The organism is Mesorhizobium sp. WSM4848, assembly GCF_055811375.1.
This window is the reverse complement of the sequence record NZ_JBVVPX010000002.1, coordinates 58,800-79,262: the sequence shown is the minus strand read 5'-3', so window position 1 is coordinate 79,262 and position 20,463 is coordinate 58,800. Positions and strand designations below refer to the sequence as shown.

At 62.4% G+C, this 20,463-nt stretch carries 21 protein-coding genes and 1 pseudogene; 4 read left to right on the top strand and 18 right to left on the bottom strand.

Features of this window, described 5'->3' with window-relative positions; all coding sequences use genetic code 11:
• Positions 1–85 precede the first annotated feature (85 nt).
• From AC0L16_RS02740 to AC0L16_RS02720, 5 genes are all read right to left on the bottom strand, one after another.
• On the bottom strand, positions 86–1,057 hold the full coding sequence (locus AC0L16_RS02740; protein ID WP_473618861.1) for an ABC transporter substrate-binding protein: 972 nt from the start codon (positions 1,055–1,057) through the stop codon (positions 86–88).
• Positions 1,058–1,140: 83 nt separating this feature from the next.
• The gene (locus AC0L16_RS02735; protein WP_473618860.1) at positions 1,141–2,277 is read right to left on the bottom strand and encodes an ABC transporter permease; all 1,137 of its coding nucleotides are present in this window, start codon (positions 2,275–2,277) and stop codon (positions 1,141–1,143) included.
• Positions 2,274–3,152: an ABC transporter permease gene (locus tag AC0L16_RS02730; protein WP_473618859.1), complete on the bottom strand. Its 879-nt coding sequence runs from the start codon at positions 3,150–3,152 to the stop codon at positions 2,274–2,276. The genes AC0L16_RS02735 and AC0L16_RS02730 overlap by 4 nt, the downstream gene beginning before the upstream one ends.
• Positions 3,152–3,682, bottom strand: coding sequence for an endonuclease domain-containing protein (locus tag AC0L16_RS02725; RefSeq protein ID WP_473618858.1), 531 nt, complete (start codon positions 3,680–3,682; stop codon positions 3,152–3,154). The genes AC0L16_RS02730 and AC0L16_RS02725 overlap by 1 nt, the downstream gene beginning before the upstream one ends.
• Complete coding sequence (locus AC0L16_RS02720) at positions 3,672–4,463, bottom strand: ABC transporter ATP-binding protein (protein WP_292408458.1); 792 nt, start codon at positions 4,461–4,463, stop codon at positions 3,672–3,674. Before AC0L16_RS02720 ends, AC0L16_RS02725 begins: the two co-directional genes overlap by 11 nt.
• Before the next feature lie 110 nt (positions 4,464–4,573).
• On the opposite strand from AC0L16_RS02720, the gene AC0L16_RS02715 reads away from it, so the two are divergent.
• Positions 4,574–4,978, top strand: a complete 405-nt coding sequence (locus AC0L16_RS02715; protein ID WP_473618856.1) for a cupin domain-containing protein — start codon at positions 4,574–4,576, stop codon at positions 4,976–4,978.
• A 122-nt stretch (positions 4,979–5,100) separates the two neighbouring features.
• On the opposite strand, the gene hydA is transcribed toward AC0L16_RS02715, so the two are convergent.
• From hydA to aptA, 5 genes are read right to left on the bottom strand one after another with little or no spacing between them, the layout of a single operon-like run.
• A complete protein-coding gene (gene hydA, locus AC0L16_RS02710; RefSeq protein WP_473618855.1) occupies positions 5,101–6,552 on the bottom strand; it encodes a dihydropyrimidinase in 1,452 nt (483 codons plus the stop codon).
• A 13-nt stretch (positions 6,553–6,565) separates the two neighbouring features.
• Positions 6,566–6,784, bottom strand: coding sequence for a hypothetical protein (locus AC0L16_RS02705; RefSeq protein ID WP_473618854.1), 219 nt, complete (start codon positions 6,782–6,784; stop codon positions 6,566–6,568).
• Positions 6,781–7,464: a hypothetical protein gene (locus AC0L16_RS02700; RefSeq protein ID WP_473618853.1), complete on the bottom strand. Its 684-nt coding sequence runs from the start codon at positions 7,462–7,464 to the stop codon at positions 6,781–6,783. The genes AC0L16_RS02705 and AC0L16_RS02700 overlap by 4 nt, the downstream gene beginning before the upstream one ends.
• Before the next feature lie 4 nt (positions 7,465–7,468).
• On the bottom strand, positions 7,469–8,719 hold the full coding sequence (locus AC0L16_RS02695; RefSeq protein ID WP_473618852.1) for a Zn-dependent hydrolase: 1,251 nt from the start codon (positions 8,717–8,719) through the stop codon (positions 7,469–7,471).
• A 54-nt stretch (positions 8,720–8,773) separates the two neighbouring features.
• Complete coding sequence (gene aptA, locus AC0L16_RS02690) at positions 8,774–10,102, bottom strand: omega-aminotransferase AptA (RefSeq protein WP_473618851.1); 1,329 nt, start codon at positions 10,100–10,102, stop codon at positions 8,774–8,776.
• Positions 10,103–10,356: 254 nt separating this feature from the next.
• Here aptA and AC0L16_RS02685 point away from each other — a divergent pair, with 254 nt between their 5' ends.
• Positions 10,357–10,986, top strand: a complete 630-nt coding sequence (locus tag AC0L16_RS02685; RefSeq protein WP_287077245.1) for a TetR family transcriptional regulator C-terminal domain-containing protein — start codon at positions 10,357–10,359, stop codon at positions 10,984–10,986.
• A 108-nt stretch (positions 10,987–11,094) separates the two neighbouring features.
• Here the strand turns inward: AC0L16_RS02685 and AC0L16_RS02680 are convergent, their stop codons facing one another.
• From AC0L16_RS02680 to AC0L16_RS02655, 6 genes are all read right to left on the bottom strand, one after another.
• Entirely contained in the window at positions 11,095–11,589 is a 495-nt protein-coding gene (locus AC0L16_RS02680; protein WP_473618850.1) for a DUF3592 domain-containing protein, read from the bottom strand.
• 103 nt (positions 11,590–11,692) lie between these two features.
• Positions 11,693–12,070 (bottom strand): DoxX family protein, encoded by a 378-nt coding sequence (locus AC0L16_RS02675; protein WP_473618849.1) that lies wholly within the window; start codon positions 12,068–12,070, stop codon positions 11,693–11,695.
• 63 nt (positions 12,071–12,133) lie between these two features.
• The gene (locus AC0L16_RS02670) at positions 12,134–12,592 is read right to left on the bottom strand and encodes a carboxymuconolactone decarboxylase family protein (RefSeq protein ID WP_473618848.1); all 459 of its coding nucleotides are present in this window, start codon (positions 12,590–12,592) and stop codon (positions 12,134–12,136) included.
• A 15-nt stretch (positions 12,593–12,607) separates the two neighbouring features.
• Positions 12,608–13,126, bottom strand: a complete 519-nt coding sequence (locus AC0L16_RS02665; RefSeq protein WP_473618847.1) for an RrF2 family transcriptional regulator — start codon at positions 13,124–13,126, stop codon at positions 12,608–12,610.
• Between the two features lie 242 nt (positions 13,127–13,368).
• Positions 13,369–14,682, bottom strand: a complete 1,314-nt coding sequence (gene preA, locus AC0L16_RS02660) for an NAD-dependent dihydropyrimidine dehydrogenase subunit PreA (protein ID WP_473618846.1) — start codon at positions 14,680–14,682, stop codon at positions 13,369–13,371.
• Between the two features lie 2 nt (positions 14,683–14,684).
• On the bottom strand, positions 14,685–16,049 hold the full coding sequence (locus AC0L16_RS02655) for an NAD(P)-dependent oxidoreductase (protein WP_473618845.1): 1,365 nt from the start codon (positions 16,047–16,049) through the stop codon (positions 14,685–14,687).
• Positions 16,050–16,267: 218 nt separating this feature from the next.
• Between AC0L16_RS02655 and AC0L16_RS02650 the strand changes: the two genes are divergently transcribed.
• Complete coding sequence (locus AC0L16_RS02650) at positions 16,268–17,044, top strand: VOC family protein (RefSeq protein WP_473618844.1); 777 nt, start codon at positions 16,268–16,270, stop codon at positions 17,042–17,044.
• A gap of 114 nt (positions 17,045–17,158) precedes the next feature.
• Here AC0L16_RS02650 and AC0L16_RS02645 read toward each other — a convergent pair.
• A pseudogene (locus AC0L16_RS02645) lies at positions 17,159–17,488 on the bottom strand (glycine cleavage T C-terminal barrel domain-containing protein); the annotation flags it as partial.
• Between the two features lie 103 nt (positions 17,489–17,591).
• On the opposite strand from AC0L16_RS02645, the gene AC0L16_RS02640 reads away from it, so the two are divergent.
• Positions 17,592–18,182, top strand: coding sequence for a transglycosylase SLT domain-containing protein (locus AC0L16_RS02640; protein ID WP_473618843.1), 591 nt, complete (start codon positions 17,592–17,594; stop codon positions 18,180–18,182).
• Between the two features lie 13 nt (positions 18,183–18,195).
• Here the strand turns inward: AC0L16_RS02640 and AC0L16_RS02635 are convergent, their stop codons facing one another.
• The gene (locus AC0L16_RS02635) at positions 18,196–20,424 is read right to left on the bottom strand and encodes a dipeptide ABC transporter ATP-binding protein (RefSeq protein ID WP_473618842.1); all 2,229 of its coding nucleotides are present in this window, start codon (positions 20,422–20,424) and stop codon (positions 18,196–18,198) included.
• Positions 20,425–20,463 lie beyond the last annotated feature (39 nt).

The window sequence follows — 20,463 nt, the reverse complement described above, 5'->3', positions numbered from 1 at the left end:
TTACATCCCTGACAAAAAGGGGCGGTCGCCCGCCCCTTTTCGAATTGCAGCCCCCGAGGCGTTGACCGCCGTTACTTGATGGCCCTTACTTGATCGCCTTGTCGGTGATGGCGGTCGTGTAGGCGCCGGTCGGTTCCTTGCTGATGATCTTCTGGTCGAGCAGCGCCTTGGCGGTGCGCGCGTAGGTCGCCGGGTCGAGCTTGCCGTCGGCATTGTCGATCAGCTTGGCGACTTCGCCCATCATGCGCTTCTGGTGGTTCTCGTCCTGGCCGCCATTGTCCATGACGATTTCGGCCGCCTCGTCGGAATTGTCGACGGCGTATTTCCAGCCCTTCATCGAGGCGCGCACGAAACGCACCATCTTGTCCTCGAATGCCGGATCCTTGAGCTTGTCCTCCAACGCGTAGAGCCCGTCCTCAAGCAGGTCGTTGCCCATGGCCGAGTAGTTGAACACGATCAGCTCTTCCGGCTTGTAGCCGGCATCGATGAGTTGCCAGTATTCGTTGTAGGTCATGACCGAAATACAATCCGCCTGCTTCTGGATCAGCGGCTGCACGTCGAAACTCTGCTTCAGCACGGTGACGCCGTCCGGGCCGCCGTCGGTCTTCAGGCCGAGCTTGTTCATCCAGGCGTAGAACGGATATTCGTTGCCGAAGAACCAGACGCCGAGCGTATGGCCCTTGAAGTCGGCTTCGGTCTTGACCGGGCCATCCTTCGGGCAGACCAGCTGCATGCCGGCCTTCTTGAACGGCTGGGCGATATTGACCAGCGGCACGCCCTTTTCGCGTGCGGCCAGCGCGCCGCCCATCCAGTCGACGATGACGTCGGCGCCACCACCGGCGATCACCTGCTCGGGCGCGATATCGGGACCGCCCGGCCTGATCTCGACGTCGAGGCCCTCGGCCTCATAAAAACCCTTGTCCTTGGCGACGTAGTAGCCGGCGAACTGGGCCTGCGTGACCCATTTCAGCTGCAGCGTCACCTTGTCTGCGGCGATCGCCTGGAACGCGGCAAGCGACATCGCGCCGGCCAGCATCGAGATAACAAGTCTTTTCATGCTTTTACCCTCTGGAGTTAAGTGTTCACCCTTTTAGGACCAGGACCTTCAATTCAACCCCTGATTCCAAACCCGCCACCGCCCTATCCACCACGGACGGAGGGATGCCAAAACGTGACTGCTCTCTCGACAAGAGCGACCACGCCATAAAAGACCGAACCCGCAAGTGCTGCAACTGCGATTTCGGCCCAGACCATGTCGATATTCATCCGTCCGACTTCGGTCGAAATCCGGAATCCCATGCCGACCACCGGCGTGCCGAAGAACTCCGCGACGATGGCGCCGATCAGCGCCAGCGTCGAATTGATCTTCAGCGCGTTGAAAATGAAGGGGGCTGCCGCCGGCAGCCGCAGCTTGAACAGCGTCTGCCAGTAACTCGACGCATAGGTGCGCATCAGGTCGCGTTCCATATGGCCGGAGGCGGCAAGCCCGGCGACGGTGTTCACCAGCATCGGGAAGAAGGTCATGATGATGACGACGGCGGCCTTCGACTGCCAGTCAAAGCCGAACCACATGACCATGATCGGCGCCACGCCGATGATCGGCAGCGCCGACACCATATTGCCGATCGGCAGCAAGCCGCGGCGCAGGAACGGCACGCGGTCGGCCGCGATGGCGGCAAGAAAGCCGGCGCCGCTGCCAACGACGTAGCCGAAGATAACCGCCTTGAAGATGGTCTGCCGCACGTCGGCGGCCAGCACCGGCAGCGAATTGGCGATGCGCACGCCGATGGCGCTAGGCGGCGGCAGCAGGATGAAGGGAATGCCGGCGCCCCGCGTCACCGCCTCCCAGATGATCAGGATCCAGGCGCCAAAGATCGCCGGAATGATCAGCCGCAAAGCGGTCGCCGCCCAGCGCGAGGCCGGGCGAAGCGCGGACAGCACCGTCACGCAGCGCCAGGCCAGAAGCCATGCCGCGGCAAGCAGCAGATAGAACGACACGCGAGCGGTGCCCTCATTGCCGGTTATGCCGGCGAGCAGCAGCCACGCCGCGCCATGCGCGCCAAGGAAGAGCAACACCACCCCAAGTGCCGGGGGGAAATTGTCGGCCTCGATTGCCAGGAGCAGCAACAAGAAAATCAAAGCCGAAGTACCGACGCCATAGCCGGGCGCCGCATCGACAAGCGGCCAAAGAAGCAGAGCCACAGCAAGCAGGGCGAGCGCAGCATACCCCTGCCACGAGCGGGGCGTGATCGACGAAAGGCTGAGGAGACCGCTCATGCCGGCCTGCCGCCCATGGCGCGGTCGACGATGCGCCCGGCAATGCCGACCACCATCACCAGCAGCGCCGCCACCACCGAGCCCGCCACCAGCGCCGACCAGATGTCGATGGTCTGGCTGTAATAGGCTCCGGCGAGCAGCTTGGCGCCGATGCCGGCGACAGCGCCGGTCGGCAGTTCGCCGACGATGGCGCCGACCAGGCTGGCGGCCACCGCCACCTTCATCGAGGTGAACAGGAACGGCACCGACGCCGGCACCCGCAGTTTCCAGAAGGTCTGCGAGGGGCTGGCATTGTAGGTGTGCATCAGATCGAGATGGGTAAGCTCGGGCGAACGCAGCCCTTTGACCATGCCGACCACCACCGGAAAGAATGACAGATAAGTCGAGATCAGCGCTTTCGGGATCAGGCCAGTGATGCCGATCGCCGCCAGCACCACGATGATCATCGGCGCCACCGCCAGGATCGGAATGGTCTGCGAGGCGATGATCCACGGCATCAGGCTGCGGTCGAGCGTCGCCACATGCACGATGCCGACGGCAATCACGATGCCGAGCGCCGTGCCGAAGGCGAAGCCGAGCAGCGTCGAGGACAGCGTCACCCAGGCATTGTAGACAAGGCTGCGGTTGCTGGTGACCTTACGCAGAAACGTGTTCTCGAAGAAATTCACCGCCACCTGATGCGGCGCCGGCAGCGTCGGCTTCGGCTGCGACATCGTCTTGCCGATAAATTCCACAATATCAGGCGTCGCGCCGGCACGGCGGTCGAGATCGCGCTGGAACGGCGCGTTGAGGATGACGGCGAAAACATACCAGACAACCACCACGCCCGCGAGGATCGAGGTCACCGGAACGAGCTTGTCGCGAAAGGAGTCCATCAGCAGCCCTCGGGCGACTGGCGCCCTCCTCTCCCCAACGGGGAGAGGGTGGCCGGAGCGAAGCGGAGGTCGGGTGAGGGGGTAGAAATCTTTCCGTCGAGGCAAGCCAGGATCGTATCAAGGACCGCTCGGCGCTCGGCCAAAACTTCATGGTTCCAGAACCGGAGAACGGAATAACCATGGCCATTCAGCCAGGCCGTCCTGGCGGGGTCGGTTGGTGAATCCGCATGCTGGCTGCCATCGAATTCGACGATCAGACCCTTCTCGCGACAAACGAAATCCGCGATGAAAGGTCCAAGCGGCACTTGCCTCACAAATTTGTAGCCGTTGAGATGACGTCCTCTCAGATCCCCCCAAAGTCGGTACTCAGCCTCGGTTTCGTCGACCCGCAGCTTTCGAGCGCGAGCGGTTGCCCCGGCATTTCTTTTGGTCGGATCTGTCGGCGCCGCCCCCTCACCCGACCTCCGCTTCGCTCCGGCCACCCTCTCCCCGCCGGGGAGAGGAGGGAGCCCATCCCGCTCAATCCTCATAGCTGTGCCCTGCCCTGAGCCCGTCACGCACCCGCGCCGCGATCGCCAGGAACTCCGGCGTCTCGCGAATGTCGAGCGGCCGCTTTTTCGGCAGCGTCGATTCGATGACGTCGCTGACGCGGCCCGGGCGCGGCGACATGACGATGATCCGCGTCGATAGATAGACCGCCTCGGGAATGGAATGGGTGACGAAGCAGATGGTCTTGTTGGTCCGCTCCCAAAGCTCCAGAAGCTGTTCGTTGAGGTGGTCGCGCACGATCTCGTCGAGCGCGCCGAACGGCTCGTCCATCAACAGAAGATCGGCATCGAAGGCCAGCGCCCGCGCGATCGAGGCACGCTGCTGCATGCCGCCGGAAAGCTGCCACGGGTATTTCTGCTCGAAGCCGGACAGGTTGACCAGGTCGAGCGTGCGCTTGATGCGCGCCGCCTGCTCTGCCTTCGAGAGACCCATGATCTCCAGCGGTAGCGCGACGTTGCGCTCGATCGTGCGCCACGGATAAAGTGCGGCCGCCTGGAAGACATAGCCATAGGCGCGGCTCTGGCGCGCCTGCTCGGGCGTCATGCCGTTGACGGCGATGCTTCCCGATGTCGGTTTTTCCAGATCGGCGATGACCCGCAGCAAGGTCGTCTTGCCGCAGCCAGACGGCCCGATGAAGGAGACGAATTCGCCCTTGCCGATGGTCAGGTCGACATTCGACAGCGCCTGCACCGGACCGTCACTGGTCTGGAAGGTCAGGCCGAGCTTGCTTGCCGAAACGACGGCTGGCGACTGTCCCGTCATAGGCCACAGCCTGGCTTTTCGCGTCGCCGCCGCGCCGGCCGCACTCCTGTTGCTTTTGCCAAAATGCTGCTTACCACTTATCTTGTCCCACTCGATCGAGAGTTTGCCCGATGTCGTCCAAACCCACATGCCATCTTATCCGCCCCGAAAGCTCTTATGAAGGCAAGCAGGGACTGAGTTATTTCACCGGCATAGCCGCCGAGACGGTCGGCTCTACCGGCATCTGCATGCACCTGCTCACCATGCCGCCTGGTGCCCGCGCCAAGGCGCATATGCACGAAAGCCATGAAACGGCGATCTATGTGCTCTCCGGCGAGGTCCATACCTGGTACGGCGACAGGCTCGAGCAGCAGACCGTGGCCAAGGCCGGCGACCTTTTCTATATCCCCGCCGGCGTGCCGCATCTGCCGGCCAATCTGAGCGACAGCCCGGCCTCGGCGGTCATCGCTCGCACCGATCCCAACGAACAGGAAAGCGTCGTGCTGCTGCCGGAACTGGATGGGCTGGTCGCCTGAGGCCGGCTTTGACAGGCGGGCTATCCGCCGGTCAATTGGTATCGGGCATGGAGACAGTGCAATCGCTTCAGGTTTGCGCTGCCCCGGAGGGGCGGCGCCGACTTCGACAAACCCGCGCAAACTCACACCCCGGTCGCCGGAATACCTGACCGTTCCACCTTGCGCGGCGCGGAGATTTCCTTCCAGGTCGACAGCGCCCGGTTGACCGCGGCATTCGGCTCGCGAGCGACGAACTCGCCATGGCCTGGCTTCGCCTTGACCTCGTTCTCCTGGATCGACAGTTCGCCGCGCGAGAAGACGAAACGCGGCAGGCCGGTCACCTCAAAACCTTCGAAGACGTTGTAGTCGATCACCGACTGCTGCTTCTTGGAAGTGATCGTCTTCGTGCGCTTCGGGTCCCAGACGACGATGTCGGCGTCGGCGCCTTCGACGATGGCGCCCTTCTTCGGATACATGTTGAGGATCTTGGCGATATTGGTCGAGGTCACCGCGACGAATTCGTTCATCGTCAGCCGGCCGGTGTTGACGCCCGTCGTCCACAGCACCGGCAAACGGTCCTCGAGCCCGCCGGTGCCGTTCGGGATCTTAGTGAAATCGCCGACGCCGTTGCGCTTCTGGCTGGTGGTGAAGGCGCAATGGTCGGTCGCCACCACTTGCAGCGATCCCGCCTGCAGGCCGGCCCACAGCGAATCCTGGTGCAATTTGTTGCGGAACGGCGGGCTCATCACCCGGCGCGCCGCATGGTCCCAGTCCTTGTTGAAATATTCGCTCTCGTCGAGCGTCAGATGCTGGATCAGCGGCTCGCCGAACACCCGCATGCCTTTCTGCCGCGCCCGGCGAATGGCTTCATGGGCCTGCTCGCAGGAGACATGCACGACATAGAGCGGCACGCCGGCCATGTCGGCGATCATGATGGCGCGGTTGGTCGCCTCGCCTTCCACTTCCGGCGGCCGCGAGTAAGCGTGCCCTTCGGGGCCGTTGTTGCCGGCGGCCAGCAATTTCTGCGACAAGGCGGCAACCACGTCGCCATTCTCGGCATGGACCAGCGGCAGCGCGCCAAGGTCGGCGCAGCGCTGGAACGACGAATACATCTCGTCGTCATCGACCATCAGCGCGCCCTTGTAGGCCATGAAATGCTTGAACGAGGTGATGCCCTTGTCGACGACAGTGGCCATCTCGTCGAACACCTGCTTGTCCCACCAGGTGATCGCCATGTGGAAGGAGTAGTCGCAGGACGCTTTCGAGGTCTTGTTGTCCCACATCTGCAGTGCCTCGAGCAGCGACTGCTGCGGCGCCGGCAGGCAAAAATCGACAACCATCGTGGTGCCGCCGGCAAGCGCGGCGCGGGTGCCGCTCTCGAAATCGTCGGCCGAATAGGTGCCCATGAACGGCATTTCGAGATGGGTGTGCGGATCGATGCCGCCCGGCATCACATAGCAGCCGCTGGCGTCGAACTCGTGGTCGCCATGCAGGTCCGGCCCGATGGCGATGATCTTGCCGTGCTTGAACAGCACGTCGGCCTTCCAGCTTCGATCGGCGGTCACGATGGTGCCGTTCTTGATGACTTTGGACATTGTTATCTCCCGACTATTGATCCCGCTCGATCACTATGTCTCGATAAACCAAGGCGCCTCCTGGATTCATGTAGATTCCCCAATCGACGTTCTCACAAAGAAACGCTGCTGCTTTCTCGATGGTGGCAAATCGAACAGCTTTGCCGCGATTGTTTTCGTTCTTTGGGAAGCATTGGTAGAGGCCGTCGACCGGGACAGCCATTTGCCCGGTGCTTTGCTTGACGATTCTCACTCCACAATCCCCGTCGTCTCCACCGCCGCTCGTTCTTTCAACGACAGTGCGTAGTCGTGTGCCAAGTCGAAAAAACTGGTTGATCTCGCGCGCCCTTCGGCATCGAGCCGAACAACGTTGATCGAAACGCCCTTCTCGAATTTGCCTGTCAGAAACGATATTGCGTCTTCGTATTTTTCCTCGCTCAGCAAAGATACAATCTTCGTTGTCGAAAGCATTCCAAATAAATCCTGGCCTGTCTTTTCGGCCAGAACACCGGAGAAGGATTTCGAAGACAGTTCGCGCAAAACTGACGACCCCTCGGAGGTCGCGAACTGCACAAAATCAGAAGCCATCTGCTCCGGATCTCCGCATTCAACGATTTTCTCTGCAAGAGTCGGCGCTTCACAGGTAAACGCACCCCATTTCCTGAACGACAAGGGCTTCGCTTCGTTGCCCTGTATCCCCATGATTTTCCAAAGCAACGGATCCAACGTCATTGGTTTGGCTTGCAGATGAAATTGCAGCCTACGTGTCGGCCAAAGGAGAACACACTCTGCACAGATGAACCAAGATCCGTCTTGCCTAGAAATCGAACTCCAATACTTGCGCCATCCCTTTCCTTTGATCGCGGGCCGCAGCCCTGCTTCCCAAGCCTTTTCATACTCTTTGCGTTTTCGATCTTCCTCCCGGACGCCCACAAGTTCACTCCACAATCACCGCCGTCTCCACCACCGCGTGGAACAGCACGTCGGCGCCGGCCGCCGCCCATTCCTTGGAGATTTCCTCAGCCTCATTGTGCGACAGCCCGTCGACGCAAGGGCACATCACCATTGCCGTCGGCGCGACGCGGTTGATCCAGCAGGCGTCGTGGCCGGCGCCGGAGACGATGTTGCGATGCGTGTAACCCAGGCGCTCGGCCGCATCCCGCACAGCCTTGACGCAGCCCGGATCGAAAGTCACCGGATCGAAATGGCCGACCTGGTCGATTTGATATTTGATGTCGAGCGCCTCGCAGATCGTGTCGATGCCTTCGCGGATGCGCCCGTCCATGGCGTCGAGCACTTCCTTTTCCGGCGAGCGGATGTCGATGGTGAAGACGGTGCGGCCGGCGATGATGTTGCGCGAGTTCGGATAGACCTCCATGTGGCCGACCGCGCCGACGGCGTCGGGCTGGTAGTCCATGGCGATCTCGTGCACCAGCTCGATCACCCGCGCCATGCCGAGCCCGGCATTGCGGCGCTTCGGCATCGGCGTCGAGCCGGTATGCGCCTCCTTGCCGATCAGCGTCACCTGCAGCCATTTCAGCCCCTGGCCATGGGTGACGACACCGATGTCGATGCCCTCGTCCTCGAGAATCGGGCCCTGCTCGATATGCAGCTCGAAGAAGGCGTGGATCTTGCGCTCACCGACCTTCTCGCTGCCTTTCCAGCCGATGCGTTCGAGCTCCTCGCCGAACTTCTTGCCGTCCTTGTCGATATGTTCGTAGACGTCGGCCTGGTCGAGGACGCCGGCGAAGACGCCGGATGCCATCATCGCCGGCGCAAAGCGCGCGCCTTCCTCGTTCGTCCAGTTGGTGACGACGATCGGATGTTTTGTCTTGATGTCGAGCTCGTTGAGCGAGCGCACGATCTCCAACCCGCCAAGAACGCCGAGCACGCCATCATACTTGCCGCCGGTCGGCTGGGTGTCGAGATGGCTGCCGACATAGACCGGCGGCAGATCGGGCTCGGTGCCTTCGCGGCGGGCAAACATCGTGCCCATCTCGTCGACGCCCATTTCGAGTCCCGCCGCCTCGCACCAGCGCTTGAACAGATGCCGCCCCTCGCCGTCCGCGTCGGTCAATGTCTGGCGATTGTTGCCGCCGGCAACGCCCGGGCCGATCTTCGCCATCTCCATTATCGAATCCCACAAACGGTCTGAATTAATTCGCAGATTCTCGCCCGGAGCGGCCATTTCTAAAACCTCATCGATTGCGCAGCGTCCCCAGGGAAAGCTGCGCCCAGTCTCTCAATCCACAGCCCTCAGCACTTCACGCACATGGTCGATCAATTCGTTGATCTGGCCCTTGGTGATGATCAGCGGCGGCGACAGCGCGATGATGTCGCCGGTGGTGCGGATCAGCGCGCCGCGCTCGAACGCTTTCACAAAAGCCGAGAAGGCACGCTTGGTCGGACTGCCGGGGATGGGCGCCAGCTCGATCGCGCCGATCAGGCCGATGTTTCTGATGTCGATGACGTTCGGCTCGCCCTTCAGCGAATGCAGCGCGTCTTCCCAATACGGCGCCAGTTCCTGGCCGCGGGTCAGCAGGCCCTCTTCCTTATAGGTGTCGAGCGTGCCGAGTGCTGCCGCACAGGCGATCGGATTGCCCGAATAGGTGTAGCCGTGGAAGAACTCGATCATATGCTCGGGGCCGGTCATGAAGGCGTCGTGGATTTCCTTCTTGACGAACACCGCGCCCATCGGAATGACGCCGTTGGAGACGCCCTTGGCGGTGGTCATGATGTCGGGCGTGACGCCGAAATAGTCGGCGGCAAACGGCGTGCCGAGTCGGCCGAAGCCGGTGATGACCTCGTCGAAGATCAGCAGGATGCCGTGCTTGGTGCAAATCTCGCGCAGCCTCTCGAGATAGCCCTTCGGCGGCAGGATGACGCCGGTGGAACCAGCCACCGGCTCGACGATGACGGCCGCGATGGTCGAGGCGTCGTGCAGCGCGACGATGCGCTCCAACTCGTTGGCCAGTTCCGCGCCATGCTCGGGCACGCCCTTGGTGAACGAATTCTTCTCGGGCAGATGGGTGTGCGGCATGTGGTCGACGCCGCCGAGCAGCGTGCCGAACATCTTGCGGTTGGTGACGATGCCGCCGACCGAGATGCCGCCGAAATTGACGCCGTGATAGCCGCGCTCGCGACCGATCAGGCGGGTGCGCGAGCCCTCGCCTTTGGCGCGGTGATAGGCGATCGCCATCTTCAGCGCGGTGTCGACCGATTCCGATCCGGAATTGGTGAAGAACACGTGGTCCATGCCCTCCGGCGCCAGGTCGACCAAACGGTTCGCCAATTCGAAGACGATCGGGTGACCCATCTGGAACGCCGGCGCATAGTCGAGCTCTGCGGCCTGGCTCTGGATCGCCTCGGTGATCTTGGGCCGGCAGTGGCCGGCATTGACGCACCACAGGCCGGCGGTGCCGTCGAGAACCGTGCGACCGTCGCTCGTCGTGTAATGCATGTCCTTGGCGGACACCATCATGCGCGGCGCCTGCTTGAACTGCCGGTTTGCCGTGAACGGCATCCAGAATGCGCTGAGATCGTTCGGCGTGACTTTCAGCCGGTTGGACATGACCAAGACTTCCCCTTGTAACCTGTTTCGGTGCGGCTAACGCTTGGTCTTCCCGACACTTGGTCTCTGCTGCGTTTTCGTGCTACGCAAATTTTGACCGATTGGACAAACGTTAGCACCGCCCTGTCGGCGGTCAAGGGATTACTAGCGGAAATGCGGCAGCTGAGGCGCGCTCCACAGGCCGGAGAAAAACTGGGCCAGAGAATTGGTCCAGATCGCTCTCCAACCCATGGTATGCCGTGGTGACGGCCGACATCGAAATTCCGGCCCCTCGCCGTACCCGCATCCAGCAGGAAAAGCGCGAACTGATCCTGGAGGCGGCGCTCGAGGTGTTCTCAACCAACGGTTTTCGCGGCTCGACCATCGACCAGATCGCCGAAGCCGCGGGCATGTCGAAGCCGAACCTGCTCTACTATTTCCGCCGCAAGGAGGATATCCATGAGACGCTGATGCAGCGGCTTCTGGATACCTGGCTGGCGCCGCTGCGCGAACTCGACGACATCGGCGACCCGCTGACCGAATTGCGCAGCTATATCAGGCGCAAACTCGAAATGGCGCGCGATTTCCCTAGGGAAAGCCGCCTGTTCGCCAACGAGATCCTGCAGGGCGCGCCGCGCATCATGCCGATGCTGGAAGGCGAACTGAAGACGCTGGTCGACGAGAAGGCCGCAGTCATCAAGGGCTGGATGCGCGCCGGCAAGATCGCGCCCACCGACCCCTGGCACCTGATCTTCTCGATCTGGGCGACGACGCAGCACTATGCCGATTTCGACGTTCAGGTCCGCGCCGTGCTCGGCCCCGACCGCGGCGGCGACGGCCGCTTCGAGGACGCGGCAAGGTTTCTCGAGCAATTGTTCATCGACGGGCTGAAGCCGAAGAGCTGACCTCGATAGTCCAGTGCGCTGCGCCGCTCGGCGGGAAGCGCCAGGTGCTGACCTGCGACGGCGGTCTGCGATTTGCAGCGTAAGTAGCGCACGGTCGCAGACGAAGGCTCAATCGGACGTCAGACCGGGCCAGAAGGCCAGGGTCATCAGCGCGGCGATAATCGCATACCAAAACACCGTGTGGGCCATCTTCATGAGCGGCCGCCCGACCTCTCGCGCCCGGTTCGGATGCAGCGGATCGTATATCACCTCGACCTCAACCCCGACCGAACCGGTCGCGTCATTGACCGGCAGGTTCGAGTCGAAACGCCGGACCTTGCCGAGACGATCGACGAATTCGATGATCGGAGTGCTTGGCCCGTCGTCCGACATGTCAATCTTTACCACCTTGCCGGTCGCGTAGGCGCGACGGCGCCGAAGCACCAGATCGCCATAGGTGTGGGGAACGACAAGCACCAGGAAAAAGAGACCGCAGACGAAGCACCAGAGTTGTATATCGCTCGGAAAATAGCCGAATGTTTCGGCAAGCGCCCGAAGCGGCGAGAGCGCGAGGTGAAAGGCCTGCGAAACGCTTTCCCAGAAGCTATTCCAGCTTTGCTCCATAAACGCTCCGACAAGCGAAACTGAGCCAATCATACGAGGCAATCGCAACGGAGCGATTAATGCGCAGGCGACAATTCATACCAAATCGGCTGCGCGGTACCCCTTAAAGCGCCTGGCCCATCAGCACCAGAATTCCTCCGGTCAACGCCACGTTGCCGACAAAGCCGTTGATGCGGGACGCGCGCTCTGGCCCTTGATGATTCCAGAAATTGTGGAACATCGGCGTGGCGACAATTAGGAACAGCACAAGGCACAGAGCGGCGGCGGCGGTCCAGACACCTGATATTACCAGTGCTCCGGAAACGATCTGCAGGACGATCCCCAGCCACAGCATCAGCCGCGCCTGCGGCACGCCGCGTGTCGTCATCAGCTGGGTCAGGAAGCCTGCATTCTGGATGTTGCGGAGGCCGGCAAAGACGAACGCGCCGCCGAGCAGCAGGCGGGCGGCAACCAGAATCTCATTCTCAAAATTCAACAACATGGTCTTGATCCCAAAGCAAAAAGAGACGCGCGCCGTTAAGGCCGCGCATCCAGTTTCGTGCGCTCAGGCGGCCTTGGCCGCCGCTACCGGATGAATGGCGTGGAAGGGAACGCAGAGCCGATTCCAGGTGTTGATCATGCCGATCGCAACGGACAGCTTGACCAGTTCCTCTTCCGAGAAGTGTTCAAGCGTGCGAGCGTAGAGATCGTCCGGCACGCCGCTGTCGGCGATCTTCGTCACCACGTCGGTCCAGGCGAAGGCAGCACGTTCGCGCTCGGAAAACAGCGGCGATTCCTTCCAGGCGGAGACGAGATAGAGCCGCTGTTCGGTCTCGCCATCGTGACGCGCCTCGCGGCTGTGCATCTCGACGCAATAGGAACAGCCATTGATCTGCGACGCCCGCAGCTTGACCAGATGCAGCAGGCCTTCCTCGAGCCCGCATTCGTCGACCGCCTTGTTGAGCGCCGACACCGCCTTCATGATTTCCGGCGCCGCGCCGAAGAATTGCAGCCTCTGCTTCATCGTCTTTTTTGCCTTTCACGCTTGCTTGGTTGAACTGGATTTCTGCGGTCGTTGATGGCGCTCGACAAAGGCGCAGTTGGCGGCGACCGAACGGGGATCGGCATCGCTCACATATTCCGCCACGATGTCGGACAGCCGGGCCTCGGCAAGAGCGGCGCGATAGGCGCGTTCGGCCTTCAGCATCGCGACGCTGATGCCGCAGGGTTTGACATAGGCCGAGGCATCGAGCCTGGCAGGCCCGCGCTGCCGGATTTCGCCGCAACGGAAGGCCGGTTCGCGTCCTTCCACGGCGAGTACGATGTCGAGCAGCGTTATGCGCTCCGCCGGCCGCGCCAGCCGGTAACCGCCCGATGGCCCGGGTACCGATTCCAGGATACCCGACGCCGTCAGCGCGTTGAGATGCTTGAGCAGATAGCTTGGCGACAGGCCGAACGCTTCCGCCATGGCCGCACCCGGCACGGTCGCCGCGCCTTCCACGCCGGCAAGCATGGCGGCGCAGTGGATGGCCGCTTCAACGCCCTCGCTCAGCTTCATTTTTCTGAGTCCAAATTCATGGATATATCTTATCGTGGATAATTTTTATCCGCAATAGGAAATGCCCACTTTGGAGATTCGGTGGCGGGTTTATGACGTTTCAGGCATTCCGGCACTGATCCTTTCAGATCATTGCGCCGCCCCTTATTGCCCTGCGGGCGCCACTTTACAGGACTTGGGTTCCTCTCCCCACTTCGTGGGGCGAGGAACCCAAGTTCTGGGGAGTTGCACCTCGCCCGTCCCTATTCCGCCGCGACCTTGGCCATCGGGTTGTTCGGATGCGTTGTCCAGTTGGCGTAGACCGGCGACACCGGTCTGCCGGTGCGCTGGTCGATGACGCCGGCGGCCAGCGGCTCCATGGTGATGCAGTTCTCGACCGGGCAGACATTGACGCAGAGGTTGCAGCCGACGCATTCGGCCTCGATCACCTCGAAATGCCGCTTGCCGTCCACCATGCTGGTGATCGCCTGGTGCGAGGTGTCCTCGCAGGCGATGTGGCAGCGGCCGCATTTGATGCAGGCCTCCTGGTCGATATGCGCCTTGGCGACGTAATTGAGGTTGAGATATTGCCAGTCGGTGACATTGGGCGTGGCGCGGCCGACGATGTCGTCGAGCGAGGCATGGCCCTTCGCGTCCATCCAGTTTTCGAGGCCGGCGATCATCTCCTGCACGATCTTGAAGCCGTACGTCATCGCCGCCGTGCACACCTGCACATTGCCGGCGCCGAGCGCCATGAATTCGGCAGCGTCGCGCCAGGTGGTGATGCCGCCGATACCGGAGATCGGCAGGCCATACGTTTCCGGATCGCGGGCGATCTCGGCCACCATGTTCATGGCGATCGGCTTCACCGCCGGGCCGCAATAGCCGCCATGCGAACCCTTGCCGTCGATCGTCGGCTCCGGTGCGAAACTATCGAGATTGACGCCGGTGATCGAATTGATGGTGTTGATCAGCGACACCGCGTCGGTGCCGCCGGCAAGGGCGGCCCGCGCCGGCTTGCGTATATCGGTGACATTGGGCGTCAGCTTGGTGATGACGGGCATGCGGGTGTTGGCCTTGCACCAGCGCACCACCATTTCGATGTATTCCGGCACCTGGCCAACGGCGGCGCCCATGCCGCGTTCCGACATGCCGTGCGGGCAGCCGAAATTGAGCTCGATGCCGTCGGCCCCGGTCTCCTCGACCACCGGCAGGATCGCCTTCCACGCATGCTCCTCGCAAGGCACCATCAGCGAGACGACGATGGCGCGGTCGGGCCAGTCCATCTTGACCTGCTTGATCTCGCGCAGATTGATCTGCAAGTCGCGGTCGGTGATCAGCTCGATGTTGTTCAAGCCGAGCAGGCGGCGGTCGGCGCCCCAGATCGCGCCATAGCGCGGGCCGTTGACATTGACCACCGGCGGCCCCTCTTCGCCGAGCGTCTTCCAGACAACGCCGCCCCAGCCCGCCCTAAAGGCGCGGATGACATTGTAGGCCTTGTCGGTCGGCGGCGCCGAGGCCAGCCAGAACGGATTCGGCGATTTGATGCCGACGAAATTGTTGCGTATGTCTGCCATGCTCATGCCCTCCCGTTCGAGGTCAGTGCCCGGTGGATCGATTCGGCCGCGTCGCGCCCTTGCGCGACTGCCGAGACGGTGAGGTCGTCGCCGCCAAAAATGCAGTCGCCGCCGGCCCAGACGTTTGGCAGCGAGGTGCGGCCTTCGGCATCGACCTTGATGCGGCCGGCTTCCAGCGCCAGCAAGGCGCCGCTGCCGTTGAGCGCCGCCGGGACAAAGCTCTGGCCGATCGCCTTGAACACCTGGTCGGCGGTGAGCGTCAGCCGCTCGCCGGTGCCGACGAGCTTGTCGCCTTGCATCGCCGTATATTCGAGTTCGATGCCCGAGACCTTGCCGCCTTCCACAATGACCCGCTTCGGCTGCAACCAGTGACGGATGATGACGCCGTTGGCGGCGGCCAGGTCCTGCTCGAATTCGGAAGCGTTCATGTGCTCCTGGCCGCGCCGGTAGCAGATCGTCACCTCTTCGGCGCCGAGCAGTTTTGATTGCACCGCCGCGTCGATCGCCGTCATGCCGCCGCCGATGACGACGACGCGCCGGCCGACCGGCAGGCTGGCCAGATCGCCGGCCTGGCGAAGCTCCGCAATAAACTCCACCGCATTGGCGACGCCTTGCGCGTCCTCGCCGTCGGCGCGCAGCGCGTTGACGCCGCCAAGCCCCATGCCAAGGAACACCGCATCGTAATTCCTGGTCAAGTCCGACAGCTGGTAATCGCGGCCAAGCGCCTTGCCGTTCTGGATGTCGATGCCGCCGATCGAAATGATATAGTCGACCTCGGCCTGGGCGAAATTGTCGATGCTCTTGTAGGCGGCGATGCCATATTCATTGAGACCGCCGGCTTTCGGGCGGGCCTCGAGAATGGTCACGTCATGTCCATGGCGGGCAAGCCGATGGGCGGCGGCAAGCCCGGCCGGTCCAGCGCCGACCACGGCGATCGTCTTGCCGGTCGGGGCTGCGCGCGCATAGAACTGCTTGTTCTCAGCCATCGCGACATCGGTGGCATAACGCTGCAGGCGGCCGATCTGCACCGGCTTGCCTTCCGCCACTTCGCGCACGCAGACCTCTTCGCACAGCGTCTCGGTCGGGCAGACGCGGGCGCACATGCCGCCCAAAATGTTCTGGTCGAAAATCGTCCTGGCCGAGCCGATCGGATTGCCCGTTGAGATCTGGCGGATAAACAGCGGGATGTCGATCGAGGTCGGGCATGCGTTCATGCACGGCGCATCGTAGCAGAAATAGCAGCGATCGGACTCGACCAGCGCCTCGTGATGATCGAGCGGCGGATGCAGGTCGGAAAAATTATCCGCATATTGCTCGGGCGAAAGCCGGCCGCCGGCAATGCCCTGCTTGAAATGACCAGTCGCCATTCCGCTTCCCCATTCCTTGTTGTTTTGGGCAAGGCTAGCACGTTTTGTTTTTTTATCAATTGGTCAATTTTCGACGCAAGCCGCTGAAAAGCCACGACAAAAATATGACATCCATACTCATGTTTTTCTAAATGGCCTTGGCTGTCGGAATTCCGTCGCGAAGATCGTCCTAGATGGATCACGTATGATCGATAACTGGAAACCCAAGGAGCACGACAATGCCAAAGTCTCCGATGCCCTTCTTCTGGTACGAACTGATGACCACCGACCTCGACGCTGCCGAAGCGTTCTACACCGCTGTCGTGGGCTGGAAGGCGCAGCCCTTCGACGGCGCGCCCGGCATGCCGCGCTATATCGTCATGAATGTCGGCGAGCGCGGCGTAGCCGGGCTGATGACGCAGCCGGACGAAGTGCGCCAAACGGGCATGCCGCCGGCCTGGGTCGGTTACATCCATACCGGGGATGTCGATGCTTCGACGAAATCGCTGAAGGACGCCGGCGGTGCGGTTCATCGCGAACCCGATGACATTCCGGGCGTCGGCCGCTTTGCCGTCCTCGCCGATCCGCAAGGCGCGGTCTTCAACTTCCTGCAGCCTGACGGCCCTGACCAGCCGCCGGTGCCGGCTACCACTCCCGGCCATATCGGCTGGCATGAACTTTACACGACCGACTGGCGCGCCGCGTTCGATTTCTATGCCGGGCAATTCGGCTGGACCAAGGGCGACGCCATGGATATGGGGCCGATGGGCACCTACCAGCTGTTTGCCGCCGGCGGCGAACCTATCGGCGGCATGATGAACAAGCCCGAGCAGATTCCGGTGCCGGTCTGGCAGTTCTATTTCAATGTTCCCGCAATCGACGCGGCGGCCAAGCGCGTCACCAACAATGGCGGCAACATCCTGATGGGACCGATGGAGGTTCCCGGTGGCGGCTGGATCGTGATGTGCACGGACCCACAGGGTGCTCATTTCGCGCTAACGGCGCCTGTGCGGTAGCTGGTTAAGCGTAACCCGAAGGGCGGTTTGTTTGTCGCGGTTGGCGCTCTACGGCGCCCCCCTCTGTCCTGCCGACCCCGCGCATTTTGGGTGGCCTCCCACCTGGCGGCGCCATCACCCCCGCATCCGCTCGAGATTCGCGTCGAACAGCGGCGTCGCCTGCACCCGGGCGGTGTAGCGCTTGCCCAACAGCTCGATCTCGAAACCATCGGCCTCGTCGGCGATCTCCTTCGGCACATAGCCCATCGCCACGGACGTCTTCGAATGGTGTGCGTAGCCGCCTGACGTGACCCAGCCGCGCACGGCGCCGTCGAACCAGATCGGCTCGTCGCCGATGGCGTCGGCGTCTGCCGCATCGACGACAAAGGCGCGCAGTCGCAGCTTGCCGCCTTGCTGGCGCTCGGCGAGTGCCGCCTGCTTGCCGATGAAATCGGTTTCTTTCCCGCGTCGGAATATCTATCCTCGGTGTGTCGCGGCCAAAGCGGCCTATCAGCCGTTAAGGAACGCCGCAAGATTCCTTTTATGTTTTCGGCCTAATCCTCCTGCGATGGGTAGGTCGAGTTTTCGTAAAATTGTTGCTGTTGCCGTGCTGCTGGCGCTGTCGGCCTGCGCGGCGCCGCCGCGCCATATCAACGATGTCTGCGCCGTCTTCGACCAGAATGACGGCTGGTTCGACAACTGGCAGGCGGCGGCCGAACGCGCCGAACGGAAGCATGGCGTGCCGGTTCCCGTGCTGATGGCGACGGTGCGCAAGGAATCCGGCTTCAAGAGCAACGCCAGGCCACCGCGCAAGAAGCTGCTCGGCTTCATTCCTTGGAAACGCGTCTCCAGCGCCACCGGCTTCTCCCAGGCGCTTGACGGCACCTGGGCGCAATATCAGAGCGAGACCGGCAGTTGGGCGGCGCGCCGCACCAGCTTCGCCGATGCCGTCGATTTCGTCGGCTGGTACCATTCCAAGACATCAGACAGGCTCGGCGTCGCCCGCAACGACACCTACAATCTCTATCTGGCCTATTATCTCGGCTGGACGGCCTATGGCCGCGGCAACCGCGGCGATGCCGGCGTGCAGCGCTATGCCCGGGCCACCGAGCAGATGGCTCGGGACTACGCCGCGCAGCTACGCCAATGCGCGCCTTGATGGCGCCACGGACCTAATCGTCGGTCAGCTTCGGCGTCTTGCCGCGTGGACGCTTCGGCGGAGCGCCGGCAAAGCCCGGACCGACGCCCTGCGACGCGTCGTCCGGCACCCCCTCATGGGCGGCATGCTCCTTGTCGAACTTGATCACCGGCTCCATTTTTGCCAGCACGTCGTCGGCAAGCCAGCACAGGCTCATATGGCCATCGCCGAGATTCTTCACCGGCGGCACCTGCGTCTCGCAAAGATTGTCCGGCACCAGCTTCTTGTAGCCGCAGCGGGTCTGGAACGGACAGCCGGTTGGCGGGTTCATCGCCGACGGGATGTCGCCCTCCAGCACGATGTGCTTCTTGATCACGCTGGTGTCGGCGATCGGGATCGCAGACAGCAGCGCCTCGGTGTAGGGATGATAGGGCGGTGAAAAGATCTGGTCGGTCGTGCCCTGCTCGACGATATAGCCGAGATACATGACGACGACGCGGTCGGCGATGTAGCGCACCACCGACAGATCGTGGCTGATGAACAGCATCGTCGTCTTGTTCTTGCGCTGGATGTCCATCAACAGTTCGGTCACCGCTGCCTGCACCGACACGTCGAGCGCCGAAACCGGCTCGTCGGCCACCACCACCTTGGCATCGCCGGCAAAGGCCCGCGCCACGCCGATGCGCTGTTTCTGGCCGCCGGAAAGCTGGCGCGGCTTGCGGGTCTCGAACGCTCGCGGCAGCTTCACCAGGTCGAGCAGTTCCAGCATGCGCTGGCGGCGATCGGCAACGGTGTTGCCGACATTGAATTTTTCCAGCGTGCGGATGATCTGGGAGCCGACCGTATGGCTGGGGTTGAGCGTGTCGAACGGATTCTGGAACACCATCTGGATCGACGACACCGTCTCGACGCTGCGGTTTTCGACCCCGATCGACTGGATCTGTTGGTTGCCGAGCGTCACGCTGCCGGAGCTTGCCGTCTCCAGTCCGAGCAGCACCTTGGCCAGCGTCGACTTTCCGCAACCGGACTCGCCGACAATGGCGACGGTCTCGGATTCGCGCGCCATGAAGGAGATCGTCTCATTGGCCTTGACGACGCGGCCCTCGCTCGAGCCGAACACCTCGCTGCCGCCGACCTTGTAGTATTTTTTCAGGTCCTCGATCTTGAGCATCGGCGCGCCCGGCTCGACGCGCTCGTTGACCTTCTTGGCGCCGGGCGGCAGTGCCTCCCAGTCGATCTCGTTGAAGCGCACGCAGCGCGAAAAATGGCCTTCATGGCCGTCGACCGCGATCATCGGGATTTCGGCGGCGTTGCAGACGCCCTCGACGAAATGGTGGCAGCGGGGGCCGAAATTGCAGCCCTTCGGCCGCTCGTGCGGCAGCGGCAATTGCCCCGGGATCGAGATCAGAGGCCGCGAATTCTTGTCGGCGCCGGGCAGCGGGATCGAGCGGAACAGGCCCTGCGTGTAGGGATGGCGCATCCGGTCGAAGACGTCCTTGATCTTGCCGGTCTCCACCGCTTCGCCCGAATACATCACCGTGATGCGGTCGCAGGTTTCCAGGATCAGGCCGAGATTGTGCGACACGAAGATCATCGAGGTGCCGAACTTCTCGCCGAGCCCTTTGACCAGGTCGACGATGCCGGCTTCGACCGTCACGTCGAGCGCCGTCGTCGGCTCGTCGAGCAGCAGCAGCGCCGGTTTCGACAGCAGCGCCATGGCGATGACGATGCGCTGTTGCTGGCCACCGGAAAGCTGGTGCGGAAACGAGCGCATCATGCGCTCTGGATCGGGCAGCCTGACCGAGCGCACCATTTCCAGCGCGCGTTTATAAGCCTCTTCCTTCGACACCTTGTCGTGGATCAGCGGCACTTCCATCAGTTGCTGGCCGACCTTCATCGCCGGGTTCAGGCTGGCCATCGGCTCCTGGTAGATCATCGCGATCTTGTTGCCGCGGATGGCGCGCAGTTCCTCGTCGGACAGTTCGCCCATGTCCTTGCCCTGGAACTTTATCCGGCCGCCGACGATCTTTCCGATGTTGGAGAGGTCACGCATGATGCCGAGCGACACGGTTGACTTGCCGCAACCGGATTCGCCGACGATGCCCATCGCTTCACCAGGCATGACCGTGCAGGAAAAATCCATGACGGCCGGTATCTCGCCCTTGCGGGTGAAGAAGGAGATCGACAGGTTCTCGATCTCGATGATCGGCTCATTGGTCGGCCCATTGATCGGCTCGGCGGGATTTCGAACTGCCTCATTCATGGGTCGCTCCAATCCTGGTTCTTTCAGCATATCGGGTCG